The following is a 14,666-nucleotide window of genomic DNA, read 5'->3' as shown; positions in this document are numbered from 1 at the left end:
CAGGGATCAAAAAAGGTGAGCATCGCTCACCTTTTTTATTTATTCCGAATCGATATCTTTTAATTCGTTCTCGATTGCCTTCGCGTTTGGATTCTCTTCCGGCTTCAGCTTGCCACCATTGGCAATAAAGTCATGATTCTGGAAGTAAGCTTCACGCACCATGATGTATGGATCGGAAGACTGACGCAGCAGACCGTCGGAATCGAGCAGTTGCGCACGTGTTTCAATCCCTTCTACCGTCCATTTACCAATCGACAGCGGCCAGGTCAGCCACGAAAGAACCGGATACAGCGTATCCACCATATCACCGCCATCATCACGCACGGTAAAGCTGCCATAGAACGGCAGATGAACGTACGGGCCGTAACCGACGCCATAATGACCCAGCGTACTCCCGAAGCGGTGCGGCTGTTCACGCTGCAGTTTCGGGTTCGCCATGCCGGCGACATCGATAAAGCCCCCCATCCCCAGCAGGGAGTTCAGGAAGAAGCGAGTAAAGTGCACCATCCCCTGATACGGATCGCCTTGCAGGAAGTAGTTGACCATCACCGCTGGCTCTTCAAGGTTACTGGTGAAATTGCTCAACCCGTTACGCGCAGGCTGGGGAACATAATCACGCCATGCAACCGCCACCGGGCGAACCACATAGGGATCCAGCACGTTATAGTTGAAGCTATACATTGAGCGGTTAAATCCTTCGAGAGGATCGGAGCGTCCCGTTTGCTCCCCGGAGCTGGCGCAGCCCACAAGCATCGTCGCGCCCAGCGCAAGCGCCGACAGCCGAAGTTTCATAAAATTCTCCCTGTTCAGTATGGCTATCGTTGATTGCCATCCGTAACGGAGCATTTGATGCTCCGTCTGTAAACGTGCAAGTGATTGTATCAGCACGTTTACCGATGTCTATGAGCACAATTACGGGCAGTAACCACCGTCACTCTGATCTCAGCATAGCCTGGCTTTTAGAATTCGTTTCGCTGGCAATTTTATAATGGCTTTGAATGAGATGTCTCACCTTTGTTGCCATTACCCTCACTTTAAGAGCATCCCCACGGGCATTTTGTTAAAAGCCGCTACGCTTAAAAGAAAGAACACCCAACTGGAGCGGTTATGAAAGACGTGGGCGAAGAGAAAATTGGCGAGAGCAATGAAGAACTTGAAATTGAGAGCGAGGAAAAAGAGCGCGGTGAAAAGATAGAGATTGATGAAGATCGCCTTCCCTCCCGCGCGATGGCGATCCATGAACATATCCGTCAGGATGGGGAAAAGGAGATGGAGCGCGATGCCATGGCCCTGCAGTGGTCCGCTATCGCGGCCGGCCTCTCAATGGGGGCATCGCTACTTGCGAAGGGCATTTTCCATGTGCAGCTTGAAGGTGTACCCGGTGGCTTTTTGCTGGAGAATCTGGGCTACACCTTCGGCTTTATCATCGTCATTATGGCCCGCCAGCAGCTTTTTACTGAAAACACGGTCACCGCCGTTCTGCCTGTCATGCAAAACCCGACTCTGGGTAACTTTGGCTTACTGATGCGTCTGTGGAGCGTGGTCCTGCTGGGCAACCTCATCGGCACGGGTATCGCCGCCTGGGCGTTTGAATATATGCCGATATTTGATGACCCCACCCGGGATGCGTTTGTGAAAATCGGTATGGATGTGATGAAAAACACGCCCGTGGAGATGTTCTCTAACGCCATTATCTCTGGCTGGATTATCGCGACAATGGTCTGGATGTTCCCTTCCGCAGGCAGCGCCAAAATTGTGGTAATCATATTAATGACGTGGCTGATTGCGCTGGCCGACACCACCCATATCGTGGTAGGTACTGTAGAAATCCTCTATCTGGTGTTTAACGGCACGCTTCACTGGAGCGATTTCTTCTGGCCATTTGCACTACCCACGCTTGCGGGCAACATCTGCGGCGGAACCTTTATTTTTGCGCTGTTGAGTCATGCCCAGATCCGTAACGACATGTCTAATAAGCGTAAAGCCGAGATGAAAGCGCAGGAAAATGATGAAAAGTCGGCAAATAAATCGGCCTGAATGGTGACTCTTTGAGCAGTCGGGCGGCAATGCGCTTAACGCAAAGTGTAAATAACGGTATACTCGTGCCGCCTCGTCCCCTTAGTTAAATGGATATGTAAAATAAAACAGTTATCTTATTGTTTTTATTTGATTTTAAACCAAGAACTCACACCGTAATGTACCCAAATGTGTACACGGAAAATTTAAACTCTTACTTGACGCATGATTACTCCATAGCTTAAATACTGTATATCCAAACAGTAGATAATGGAGCGCATAATGTTTGTTGAACTTGTTTACGATAAGCGAAACGTTGAAGGCCTGGAGGGAGCCAGAGAGATTATCCTGGCCGAGTTGACGAAACGAGTGCACCAGATTTTCCCTGATGCTGAAGTGAAGGTTAAGCCGATGCAGGCGAATGCTTTAAATAGCGATGCCAGCAAAAGCGATCGGGAAAAGCTGAACCGCATGCTGGAGGAAATGTTCGATGATTCTGACATGTGGCTGACCTCTGAATCTCCTATTGTTCGCCAGCATGGGTAATATCATATCGGGCAGCCATTTCAGCAGCTGCCCACTTCTTAAGATAAGTAGTCAGTCAAAATCGCTATCAAGACTAAAAAGTTACAACAGAAGCGACTCTCTCACTCTCATTGGATTCAGGTCCGTAAAAGTGGAGCGCTGAAACAGTTACACCATCATCTGTCCTCTTCGCAAAGAGTAAAGGGCAAATGGGAAGCGAGGACGAGAACTCAGTAAGGGTCTCGTCCTGCAGATCTGAAAAATCGAAAGAATGTACTTTTTCGTCCATTGTAACTGTGAGTACGTCGCCCTGTGCTGAGTAGGTGACTGTGAAATCTGCACGTTGTGGACTAAGCAAAATTTTCATTTGAGTACCCTCAGAACCAGCGGCCAATCGCCGTAATGTAGATAGTATCGGCACCAGCGTAAGTGCCAGAGTTGATAGCGTGAAATGCGAACTGACATGATGCCTGATTTCCGCTGACAAGCTCAATTCTGACATTATGCCCATTGTTGTTTATGTGGCCGGAGCAGTACGCGGGAGCGGCGAAAATGGCAGGGAAAGGTACTGGGTTTTGTGAGGATCGATATCCGCCTAAAGTGCCTGCAGAGGTCAGGTTTTTATTTTCAGCATCTGCAGCCGAAACTACCATTCGGCAAATTTGAGTCCCGTCGGCAAAGCGAACATACTCGCCATTTGAATTAGACCCCTTCTCAATCACGGCTCCGGTAGGCACGCCTCCAGTCTGGGAAACGGTGCCTAAAAGATCGGCTTGGGCTGCACTTCTTAAACCGAGGTTTGTGCGAGCGGCTGCGGCGGTTTTCGCACCAGTGCCACCCTGGCCAACGCTGAGTGCGGTAGTCAGGCCACTTAGGCTGGTTATATCGCTGTTATCCCCTTTCTTCGCCAGTGATTTCTGGCCTGGTACTGTGACGGCCACACCGTTAATCGTGATAGTGACGTCTGTAGTACCGTTCATCACATCAGCGAATCCACTCATGTAACGCTGGTACATAGTGAAGGTTTCAGCGATGTCCTGCGCCAGACCGTCAACGCTCAGGCTGTCGCTCAGAAGAATGGCATATTTGGTTCCCGCAGGGATAGCAGGGTTAGCAGCTGGCGTAACGGTGAGAGAGGTTGCGCCGCCGATAGCGGTAATCTGGAAAACCTGCGCTGGGCTGGTCAGCGCGATGACGGTACAGCCGTTACGAATCAGCGAGCCAGCTGCAGTGAAGTTTGTTCCCGTACCTGTAAGGGTATTTCCGCTGATGGCAATAGTGCCAGTGGTATAAATCATATTATCTCCAGGTAATAAAAAACCCCGCTGGAGCGAGGTTGATTTAATTAGGCAGTGTATTCAGACGTACATATCGGGCAGAACCGGAAGGCTGAGCGACGTCACCGTGTTATTACCGAAAATGGCATATTGCTCGCGCCCAAGATATTTTCCGCCCTGAACTGAAGCGTTGCCGTTCTGTATTTTTATTCCGAACATTCGATATACATACATGCCGTTTACCGTATGCACCATTAGCCCAAACCTACCCAGCGGAACATATCCGTTACCGATGCTCACGGCACTTGTCGAAGGGGTCCAGAGTTGGTTGAGGTATACGAATGGTCGTTTTGTGGTTGAAAAGGTGCAGGCCCCTGCAGCATTAAAAATATTGAGGCCGGTACCCGGCTGCGGCGCTACGCCACTGGCAAAAATAACGATGTCTATCGTGCCGGTTGCGGGAGCATCATCGTTCGTGGACGGAGGGCTGAAGAACCTGACCGTGTTACCGTCGAAGTCAATCGTGTTACCACTGTTACAGCGCCCGAAAACGACGTACTTCGACTTGTCGTATCCTGCTATCGTCGGAACCGCCCATCCTCCGGTCGGAACACTTACGGTCCCCTTCCAGATACACTGCCCTGACTGCGTGGCATTGGTTATCGAGGTGAAGTCAGTACTGTCGCTGATAAGCAGGCCCACCCCGCTTCGCTGACCTGTCGGAAATATCTGCCAGACACTACCGGGAAACGTATAGGTGCTATCTCTTTCACTAATGCCCAGAGCCTGCATTCTCGAATTCTGCGTAACCCTGCCACCAGAGATGGTTATGGAATTCATTTTATGCCACAGCCCCGCATCAACATAGGCAGTCGCATACGGTATAAACAGCACCTGCGCACCTGAAACATAACCAGCGATGTCCACATACTTTGCTTTCTGGTAGCCAGTGTCAAAGCTGCCACCAAAAGACGGGCATCTCAGGCCCGCCGTTATCTCCATACGCTTTCCGCCGTCATTAAGTTCTATCAATAATCCTGTCGGCATCTTATGACCATGTCCCCAGTACGATGCGGCCGCCACCCGGAATATTAATGGTTACGCCATTACCATTAATCACCGTTGTGTTGCCGGAGCCATTGAAAGAAAAATTACCGTTTGTGGCGTAAATCGAGCCACGAACGGTCACGTTGTTAAACACGGCATACCCGGACTTGTTGATATGCCATCCGACATTCCCAGTCCCATCCCAGGTTGATGACTGGATGTAATTACCGATTTTGGTGTTACCGATCGTCCCCTCTCCGATAACAGCATCACGGATTATCAACTGCCCATTTTGCGTGGTGAAGACGATGGTAGGGGTTCCTCCTGCCTGCATCATCACTGCAAAACGATCTGCGAGGAATAATACCTGCGACTGCATGCCAGATGGAGTATTCTCAACACCTATCCCCATACCAGCAGCATACTGTTTCCCGTTCGCATCCACGGCAACCTTGATGCTGTACATCGCCTTCAGGTCGCCGTTGACGTTCGCAATGGCCTGCGCGTTGGTGGTGATCGCTGAAGTGTGCCCGTTGATGGTCGCCGTAATGCCGTTTATCTGCGTGGCCGTGGCCTGCTGATAATTGGAAAACGTCTGGTTCAGGCTGTTGATTGCTGCCTTGTTGCCGTTCACGTCAGCCTGCAAGCTCAGCAGCGAACGTGCTGTTGCCTCCCTGTCGCTTGCCATGACGTTATCAATACGATCGATGCCGGCCATGCTGTCACCGTACTGCGCGCTCAGTCTCACCTGCTGATCAACCTGCGCCAGCGTACTCGTTATTAGCGCGATGGAGTTACTCTGAATGCCGCCGCTGGCCTTATCAGTTTGTGCTCCCAGCTCTTCCAGGCGTGATGCCATTGAGGAATCGAGGTCTGTTACAACCTGGCTAAGGTTGGTGATTGAAGCTGTATTCTGTTCTCCGACTGCAGCAGCCGAATCAGCTTTGTCAGATGCAGCCTGAGTGGCTGCAGTCAACTGGCTTACCGCCGAAGCGCGAGCTTCAGTTTCCGTTGCTAACGCCTGGCGAACTTCAGTAATACCCGCTTCATTCTGTGCAGTTTGTGCCTCAAGACGAGTAACATCCGTGACGCGGGCTTCCGTCTCAGTGGCGATCACCTCCCGGAGCTGTTCGAATGTCGCAGAGTTAGCCCCCTGCTGCGCAGTCTGGCGCACAACAACATCAGCAATAGCCAGGGCATTGCCAATGATTGCTTCTGCTGTCTGCTTATTCGAACCTACTGCTGCAGCCAGACCATCGGCGTTCTCCTTAATCGCATCAGACAGTTCGGCCAGTTTCTCGCTACTTTCTACGGCACTCTCAATCAGATCCTTGAATACTTCAGAATCTTTAATTTCCTCCAGGATCACATCGGTGATGTCGGAAACATCTATGCTGGCCTGCCCGCGCACCCAGTCGGTGTATCCGGACTCGTTGCCGCTACGGTCCACCAGCTGCGCGCGGTACCATAAAATCTGCCCAGCCTTAAGTCCCATCTGCTGATATTTGCGCTGCGGGTAAGGTACATCGGCCAGCAGCATCGCATCGTCTTCCGTCCCGGTCAGGCTGTACTGAATTTCCGTCTTCAGCGTGTCGTCGGTGTTCGCCGGGAATCCCCAGCTCAGCTCGATACCGAAAACCACATTATCAGAAGCGATGAAGCCGACCGGTTTCGGCGGATTGCCCACTTTACCCGTAAGATTTACTTCTGATGATGTCGCCCATACTGATGAAACGTCGCTGGCGTTCACCGCCCTGACACGGACCAGATAGCGACCCGAGTAGATACCCTGAACTTCAAAGCCGAGAGAAGACGTTCGGGGCACACTAATCCAGTTGCCGCTGTCACGCCGCCATTCCGCCTCGTAAGCAACTGCACCCTGAACAGCATCCCAGGCAACGCGCATAGTGGTAATCGCAATGTTCTGGTTAACCGTAGAGTAACTGTCTACGACAATATTTCCTGGGGGAGCCTGAACCCCCGGTGGAATGACACTGACTGGCCGCTCGTCCAGTCTTGCGCCGGTATCAACAGCAGAATAGATATCAGGGTTGTAAGTCGTCCCGGTGACCTCGAAAGTACCGTCGTTGTTGTCCCGCGTTCCCGTAACACGGAAAAGCGCTATAAACAGATCGTCAGAGTCCACACCCCAGTTACATTCAGCCTCCGGCGTTTCGCTGTAGGGTGTGGTGACAGTGACTGTGTTTCCGTTAACGGCCTGGACGGTTCTGGCCTGAGCTGTGCCTGACGGAAGATTCAAAAACAGCCGGTTCCCGGCCTTCACATCAGCGGCGCGATCGAGGGTTATGTTGCGGCCGTTAACCGCACTCACCCTGCCACCGATAGTTCTTCCGGCCAGCTCGTTAGCTGCCACGCCGATCACCTCACCAACGGGGGGAACGTCCATGCCCGTGCTGAAGGTCACTACCTCGCCGATACCGTTAGTGAGCAGCGCCCAGCGCCCCCGCCGGTTTGCCTCTGACTGCCTGGTGCAGCCGATCGCAGTCATTTCGAGCTGACGATAATCGAAGCGCATGGCCAGATCGTTATCGTAAACAGGCTCAGGCGTGTCTTTATAGTGGTTTGCAGGGTCTGACCAGTTCACCAGCGCGGCAGTGTTTCGGGTGGTTTCACTCGGATCCGCAAAGGTAAATTTTCCTTCAACAACGCTGGCGTGGTTATAGATGTGCCACACATCCCGTGGCATATCAGCCAGGACATACATCTTATTGTCGCCCCAGTACGTCATGCCGCGAAATATACCCGCCAGATCACGAAGTACGGTCCAGGCGTCATTACGGTCCTGGATATAAACGTTGCAACGAAAACGAGGCTCCGTACCGCTGCCGCCCTTGCCGTCTGGTACCAGTTGATCGCAATACTGGGCGATGCGATAAAGTTCCCATTTGTCTATCTGAGTCGCATCGATTCTTTGACCAAGCCCGAAACGCTCGTTCAGAATGATGTCGTAATAAATCCAGGCGGGGTTATCCGTCCATGCCCATTTAAACACACCTTCCCATGTACCAGAGTAAGTGCGGGTTTCAGGATCGTAGGTATCAGGTACACGGATGATTCTCCCCTTCGGATTGCACACAACCTGAGGAATACCATTAGGGAACTGCTTTGCGTCAAACTCTACATACAGCAGCGCTGTGTTAACGTAGCGAAGTTTGGCGTCAATAATTTCAGTTACAGCTACAACGCGCATGGTGTCCACGATATTCACGCTCGTGGAATCCGGCGTGATTCTGCGAACCCGTAACTGCCAGCCAGTCGAGGCTTTTGGAAGATTAACGCGGTGACTACGCTCATAAAGCGACGTAGTTTTGTCATCGACAGCACCGTTAACCACCGTTTCATACGGCCCGCCATCGACCGAAAGATCGATAGCATACTCAACGCGGGTGCCGACTTTGTCGCCGTTGTTTTTCTGGAGCAAGAGAGTTGGCCATCCCAGGCGAATTCGCAGCGCAGAGAGCTGCGTGTTGGATACCGCGCGCACGTACGGCACAGCCTGTTTCAGCTCGTATGAAACCTGAATTTCGTTTTCAATGCCGGGGAAGCCCTGAATGTAGTCCTGGTCCTGAGTACCGGAACGGAACTCATATTTCACATTATTGAAGTTATAACTTCCGTCGGAGTTCTGAAGAGGCGTATACGAAGATGAGTCACCAAGAAAAATGTTTTTACCATCAAGTCCGCCTGCGAACTCACCCTCTCCAAGCGCAATCAGCACCTTTGCCCTTGCAATGGACTGAATGCTGTCCGGTGCTTCAACGGGTGTTCGGGTCTGATTGCTGCCACCTTTACCGCGGCCTTTGATGATTGTCGTCGTCATATCGCGTCCATAAAAAAGCCACCGTCAGGTGGCTTGCAGTACGTGGTTTGGTTTATTGCTGATCTTCTGCATAAACCCCGGCGGATATAATGGCGCCGCCAATTTCCCGTTGCCCATAAAGCAGGGGGACGGGATTGCCAGATGCCGTCGTGTTAACGGGACCACCAAACGCATAAGAGGGTTTGTTATCAGGATCCTGACGCATTCGCAGACCAGCAACCTGAGGGGAAAGCATTTGCACTACACCGCCAACAGCCATAGAACCAGCCGCGGCATATAACGCCATTTGTGTACCTGCGGCCCATCCTATTGGGTTCCACCAGGTAAAGGCCGCAATTGCAGCAGCAGTAACAATTTGAAAGAGGCCCGCCCTTTTACTACCGCGTATAACAGGGATAATGCGAAGTTCATCGCCGGGCCCGAGAAGATCAAATTCTTCGTGACCAATATTGCGGCGGTCCCGGAAGATGACAAAATCCAGCCCCTTTGCTCTGGTCTCACGCAGGTAGGCATCAAAGCCGTCAATGGTGTTTGAAAGCGCCCTGAAAACTTCGCTGGCAGAGGTTAGCGCGCGGCGATGCGTCCTGCCAAATCGCTGAGCCATTGAGCCGCTGAGTTTGATAACGGTTTTTCTTTCCATTACATCAAATCCTTATAACGCAGAATTTTGATGGTACGGTCACGATAATAGCCACCGTAGGGAATGCGCTGGCTTAACTGGCCATACATGTGATGCAGTAGCATGTTGCCATCAAGCAAAACCCCGGCATGGTTCGGGACGGTGGACTGAACCTGCATGATAACCATGTCACCTGGCTGAGCGGGGCCGTCGTACTCACGGAAACCGCATTCCTGCCAGTTATCCATATAGAGGTTTTCACCCTGTTCCCACCAGTGGCGATCTACGCTGTAGTTGGGCAGTTCAATGCCGTGCTCGATGCGGAAATAGTCCATGATGAGAGACCAGCAGTCTGCATACCCGAGTACAAACTGGCGCCCTGTGAGGGGACGGTCTCCGCGAGGCATGACGGTGCGAATGTCGCCCTCCGGCCACGATGCAATAATCCAGGGCATTTCCGTGGCATCACACATCAGCATGTCGAGCTCGCTCGGCTGAGTTGTTGCCCCGTCGCCGGGATGGCTGTGGACGATCGCCACCACAGTGCCTTGCTCTTCGGCGGCCGCATAATCCTCAGGATTAAGTTCAAATTGCTCAGTCGGCGACTCAGCATTATTTTTGCAGGGGATGTATTTCTCCACCCGCCCCTTCTGAATAACCACGCCACAGCACTCCTCGGGGAAGGATGCGGCGGCATGCGCCAGAATGGCGCTAACTGTTTTGTCGCGCATGATTATCCTCTCAGAAGTGAAGCCCCGGGGAACCCGCCATAATCCAGCTGCTCATTCTCTCCGAAACGAGGTTTGCAGCCCGTTGACAGCAGTCCGGAGCAAACATCCTGTGAAGGATCGTCCACACGGTTGCCGTCTTTATCGAACCAGCCGTTTTGCCCGGCGTAGGTGCAGCCGTTCCCGGTTTTGTACCAGCCCCGCATGCACCACGTGCACATTGGCTGAATTTGCCGGGTCGGAATAAGTTGCCCGCGCAGATCGGCTGGACTGGAAAGCTCAAACTCTACGGTTTCATCGTCCGATCCTGATTTACGGTCGATGTAATAAACCTGTTTGCGCTCCTCGTTGGGATTCGCAGTCGGGTTCCCGTCAGGAAAATTTCTTGCGTCCAGGTAGTGGGCGAAGGTGTCATGGATGATCACCTTTGCTTTAGCCATCCCCTGAAACCTTCGGCACAGCGCGCCAATCGTACCGCTGATGTTTGCCACGGTGAGAGACGGCCGTGAACTCTGGCCGTCACTGCTTACAGATATGCCGGTCAGTTCATACGGCCACGCGCCATACTCCTGCCCCTGCCACCACACCGACTTCGGCTCAAGTTTTGACTCGTCGCCGCCTGCGGCGATGATTTCCGCCTCGGTATGGGGGATTGTCTCGTTGTGAAAGCGAAGAATACCCGCACCGAACGCTGAGCCGTCCACCTCGATCAGGCGGACGCGCTTACCCGGTTCCAGTTTCTGGACATCAGATGAAATACTCATGGATGGTATGCCTGTATGAATGTGCTGCTGAGGGTGTATTTTTTGTTGCCGTGGGTAGATATCTGGAAGGATTCCGCGCGCCATAAACCTGAAGGCTCAAGCGGCGGCTTCCAGATAAATGACTTCCACCCTGTATGTCTGTTCAGAAAGTTTTTAATGGCCTGAATGTAAGCCTCGTCGCCGGTAAAGCTCACGCTCCACTGAGGTGTTACCGGGTTGATGCCGTCCCCGGCCACCTGTGTATAGCCATCGCCAAACTGCGCCTTTCGGGTACGAAAACTTGTATCAACCTGAGAGGCAACCTTTGGGCACCAGCTGAAGGTTTCGACTGCCATGGTTAAACTCCCTTGATTAATCGCCACAGAGGCGAGCCCGGCATGCTGGCCTGTTCGTTAATGACACCAGTGATGGCATCCTTAAGCTGCCTGCCTGCTGCTCCGGCAGCACCCTGACTGGACGCCTGTGGAGAACCGCCCTGAATATTGATATCGCCGAAGTTAACTGAAGGCACGCCGCCAGAGACCTGCGGCATCCCTACTGCGCGAACAGCAAGATCACCATTAGGTGCCCGCGTAAGCGGCATAATGGCTTCCGGACCAGCCTCGGCAAAAACCCCTGCGCCTTTGGCAAAAGCAAACAGCTGAGGCGTCTGGAAAACGCCATTGCTGTAAGAGCTCAGGGACGGAGAGTCGTAAACATTACCCTTCGCATTAAATGTGAAGTTCGCGCCAGCATTCTGAATAGCGGTACCGCTGCTGGCGGTTGCGGCTGACGAGGCACCAAAACTGAACAGTGATCCAATTGAGCTGACACCATTAGCAACAGCCATGTTCACCAGAACGTTCTGGATAATCTTCAGTACGCTCACGCCCCAGTCCTTCCAGCTGTCAACGTTGCCATTAAGCATGTCGGTGATCGTGGTGACCGCGCCACCCATGGCCTGCTTCATGCCGTCAGCGGCCATGGAAGAATAATCAGTAGCTTCGTCCACCCAGTTCGCATAACCCTCAGACAGTCCCGTCATCCAGTCGTCACGCTGCGCATCAGAAGCTGCGTAATATCCCTCCTGGTCGCGCAGGCGCTCTTCGAGGTAGCGCTTATTAAGTGCCAGCCCCTGCTGATAGAACGTCTCGTCGATTTCACCAGCCTGACGCTGGCGGAGAAGATCGGTATTCTTCTGCTCAAACTCCTTACGCAGATTGAACTGCTCCTGAAGTCTTTCACGGAACCGGGAGCCCTGCCCGTATCCCAGCAGTTGCGCTTCATTGGCTGCGCGGGCGCTGGCGTTACTGTCGGCGAGGTTGGCTTCGTAATTTCGCAGTTGCTCACGCAATTTAACCTGGTCAATCAGCGCAGCATTCTGCAATACCGTCTTTTTCTGGGCTTCTGTCAGAGAAGCAAGCTCCCCCTGGCTGACCTGGTATTTAACCTTCGCCAGTTCAGTATTCTGGCCTTGCAGGGCAATCTGCTCTTTTTGCTGCTTGATAAGGCGCTTATACACATCCTCGGTTTTCTCGCCTTCGGTTTTACCGCCCTTCGCCTTAGGTTTGTTGGCCTCATTATTCCGCCATTCAGCAAGACCGTTATTAATAAACTCCTGACGGCCTGTCTGGAATTGCGGATCACTGGTTAATCCCAGGTCATCGGCTGCATAACTCAGTCGCAGGCGCTCTTTTGCTTCACCCTTCAGGCGTGACAACTCCAGATCCCGGCGGCTCTTTTCGAGGGCATCGGTTTGCTTTTTGTCGAGATCGGCCTGCGGAAGTCTGAGCGGGACGTTAGCCAGCCCCTGACGCGCCATAAGGAGTTGGTTACCCAGTCCGAGTAATCGATTAAGTTCATCGTGCTGCCCATTCATCAACAGAAGTGATTGATAAGCCCGGTTCTGATTCGCTGCCTCCTCCCGAATTAGCGTCACACGCCGATGCTCAAGACCTTCAAGAACCTGTTGGATAGAGGCAGATTTCTCCTGCATCTGGGCAAGCCTTTCCTGCTCAACAGATAACTGTTCAGTGGCTGTAGCCAGTCCACGGGTCACGGTATCCAAAGATGTCAGGTGGTTAATCATGAAACCACCGCTGGTCGTTGGACCGGGATTACTGATCACTGACTGATAACCAGCTATCTGCTCTTTCAGATTTTCTATCTTGCTCTTTTGTTCATCTATCAGCCTGTTCTGCTCATTCAATGCTGCGCGCGTTTTCTCAGCATTGTCTGAAGCTTCAGGTAAAGACATTGCCTTCGACTTTTTACTGACTTCATCAATCGTGGTGGCGTATTCCTGCGCCGAACGCCGAGCCTGCTCCTGATTCTGATACATCGCATACCAGGCTCCTGCTCCCAGCATCACCAGACCCGGCACGCCGCCAATCAGGCCAAGCGCACCACTCATCAGGCGAGTGCCGACAGATGTTACGCTATTGAGATTGCTTTGAGTCGAAACACGATTTGAGATGTTACGGTTTAAAGCAGCCTGAGCGGCAGCCAGACGCCTTTCAGCGACAGCCTGAGCGTCGGCATTTTTAGCTGCTACCAGCCCTGCCTGCGCGCGTTCAAGTGCTGTTGTGGCTCGCACCTTTTCCGTAGCTGTACCACTGGCAAGAGCGGTAGTCAGTCTGGTATGGGCCGCAGTGACTTTTGCTTCAGCCGCCGCGACCTTTTCTTGCTGAGCCGCCTGAACATCTGCACTTCTTGAACTCTGTACTGCTTGCTGAGCCCGATAAACTTCAGCCCTGGAAGCCGCAACAGCAGACTGCGCCGCTTTATCCTGCGCGACTGCAAGGGCAACCTCTGATTTCGCAGCTGAAATTAGCGCACCTGTTGCACTCGTGGCACTGGTTACAACTCCGCTTAGGTAGCGTGCCAGTCCCACGCCAACAAGCGCCCCAGCGACTGTTGTAATTGTTGACATATTGTCAGCAACGTCACTAAGCGCGCCGCTCACTGCTGATGAAGTAAAAGAATCAAGCGTCTGGGCAACATTATCCAATCCGCCAGACAACGCATCAGTAGCACCGGTTGCCTGGTTTACACCGCCCACCCAGGCCATGAATGAGTTAGTTACTTTTTGAAGGGATCCAGAAACCGTTTGTGGCATGCTGGCAAATTCGCCCTGCAATGCTCCTAACTGGCTCATTAAAGCTGGGACAACCTTATCGATCGTAAGCTGTCCCTGGTCAGCCATGCTCTTGAGGTCTTTACGGGCTACACCCATTCCCGCAGCCAGAGCGCGGATTACCCGATCACCGGCTTCGTTAACGGCATTAAATTCTTCACCACGAAGAACGCCTTGTGCGAGCGCCTGGCTGAATTGAGTGATAACAGAACTCGCTTCCTGGGTGTTAGCCCCAGAAAGTTTGAGGCCGGTAGAGACAGCTTCTGTAATTTTCAGAACTTCGTCAGAGCTATAACCGTACTCGCGCATTGAGGCTGCTGCGCGGGAAAAAAGGTTTGCGTTATCTGAAAATGCCGTGCCGGTTCTTTGGCTGATTTCCATTAACTGACGCTGTGAAGCGGCAAAATCATCAGCAGAAGATGATGCCTGTTTAAGGCGAGCGTTTACGGAGTTCCACTCATCAGCAATCTGCACAATTTTACCCGTTGCAAAAGCTGCCGTAGCTGCGGCGGCAGCCCTTCCAGCAGATGCAAATCCGGCAGTCAAATCAGAGAGCGCCCTTTCGCTCTCTCTGGCAGCAGCAGCGGCCTGCCGACCACCATTCTGCATAGTGCGGTAATAATCCTGCCCCATTCGTGAGGCGCGGGAAATTTCCGTCTGGAATGATTGCGAGTTAGCGGAAATTTTAATAATCAATTCACGTAATGTTGCCATCACATTTCTCCAGGCGAAAA

Annotated in this window: 11 protein-coding genes; 2 read left to right on the top strand and 9 right to left on the bottom strand. The window is 52.5% G+C overall.

From position 1 onward, the window contains the following. Positions 1 to 39: 39 nt before the first annotated feature. Positions 40 to 792: a phospholipid-binding lipoprotein MlaA gene (gene mlaA / locus ACOTZF_RS18410; RefSeq protein WP_013098159.1), complete on the bottom strand. Its 753-nt coding sequence runs from the start codon at positions 790 to 792 to the stop codon at positions 40 to 42. A 315-nt stretch (positions 793 to 1,107) separates the two neighbouring features. Here mlaA and ACOTZF_RS18405 point away from each other — a divergent pair, with 315 nt between their 5' ends. Together ACOTZF_RS18405 and ACOTZF_RS18400 are read left to right on the top strand one after the other, a co-directional pair. Further along, on the top strand, positions 1,108 to 2,037 hold the full coding sequence (locus ACOTZF_RS18405; RefSeq protein WP_421636190.1) for a formate/nitrite transporter family protein: 930 nt from the start codon (positions 1,108 to 1,110) through the stop codon (positions 2,035 to 2,037). A 261-nt stretch (positions 2,038 to 2,298) separates the two neighbouring features. Beyond that, positions 2,299 to 2,562, top strand: coding sequence for a DinI family protein (locus ACOTZF_RS18400; protein WP_421636189.1), 264 nt, complete (start codon positions 2,299 to 2,301; stop codon positions 2,560 to 2,562). A gap of 356 nt (positions 2,563 to 2,918) precedes the next feature. Here the strand turns inward: ACOTZF_RS18400 and ACOTZF_RS18395 are convergent, their stop codons facing one another. The 8 genes from ACOTZF_RS18395 to ACOTZF_RS18360 are packed head-to-tail and all read right to left on the bottom strand — an operon-like array spanning position 2,919 to position 14,646. Next, on the bottom strand, positions 2,919 to 3,839 hold the full coding sequence (locus tag ACOTZF_RS18395; RefSeq protein WP_241692332.1) for a hypothetical protein: 921 nt from the start codon (positions 3,837 to 3,839) through the stop codon (positions 2,919 to 2,921). A 60-nt stretch (positions 3,840 to 3,899) separates the two neighbouring features. Further along, a complete protein-coding gene (locus ACOTZF_RS18390) occupies positions 3,900 to 4,865 on the bottom strand; it encodes a DUF6453 family protein (protein ID WP_013096346.1) in 966 nt (321 codons plus the stop codon). Between the two features lies 1 nt (position 4,866). Further along, on the bottom strand, positions 4,867 to 8,706 hold the full coding sequence (locus ACOTZF_RS18385; RefSeq protein ID WP_421636188.1) for a phage tail protein: 3,840 nt from the start codon (positions 8,704 to 8,706) through the stop codon (positions 4,867 to 4,869). A 52-nt stretch (positions 8,707 to 8,758) separates the two neighbouring features. After that, a complete protein-coding gene (locus tag ACOTZF_RS18380; RefSeq protein ID WP_421636187.1) occupies positions 8,759 to 9,346 on the bottom strand; it encodes a tail assembly protein in 588 nt (195 codons plus the stop codon). Next, entirely contained in the window at positions 9,346 to 10,056 is a 711-nt protein-coding gene (locus ACOTZF_RS18375) for a C40 family peptidase (RefSeq protein ID WP_154693981.1), read from the bottom strand. The genes ACOTZF_RS18380 and ACOTZF_RS18375 overlap by 1 nt, the downstream gene beginning before the upstream one ends. A gap of 2 nt (positions 10,057 to 10,058) precedes the next feature. Next, positions 10,059 to 10,817, bottom strand: coding sequence for a phage minor tail protein L (locus ACOTZF_RS18370; protein WP_006809150.1), 759 nt, complete (start codon positions 10,815 to 10,817; stop codon positions 10,059 to 10,061). Beyond that, the gene (locus ACOTZF_RS18365) at positions 10,814 to 11,152 is read right to left on the bottom strand and encodes a phage tail protein (protein WP_022648882.1); all 339 of its coding nucleotides are present in this window, start codon (positions 11,150 to 11,152) and stop codon (positions 10,814 to 10,816) included. Before ACOTZF_RS18365 ends, ACOTZF_RS18370 begins: the two co-directional genes overlap by 4 nt. A 2-nt stretch (positions 11,153 to 11,154) precedes the next feature. Next, entirely contained in the window at positions 11,155 to 14,646 is a 3,492-nt protein-coding gene (locus ACOTZF_RS18360) for a phage tail tape measure protein (protein WP_154693980.1), read from the bottom strand. Between the last annotated feature and the right edge of the window lie 20 nt (positions 14,647 to 14,666).

It is taken from the genome of Enterobacter cloacae complex sp. SHL021, assembly GCF_049237765.1.
GTDB lineage: Bacteria > Pseudomonadota > Gammaproteobacteria > Enterobacterales > Enterobacteriaceae > Enterobacter > Enterobacter cloacae.
Note: the sequence above shows the minus strand (reverse complement) of the source record. Positions and strands in the feature narration are given on the sequence as shown.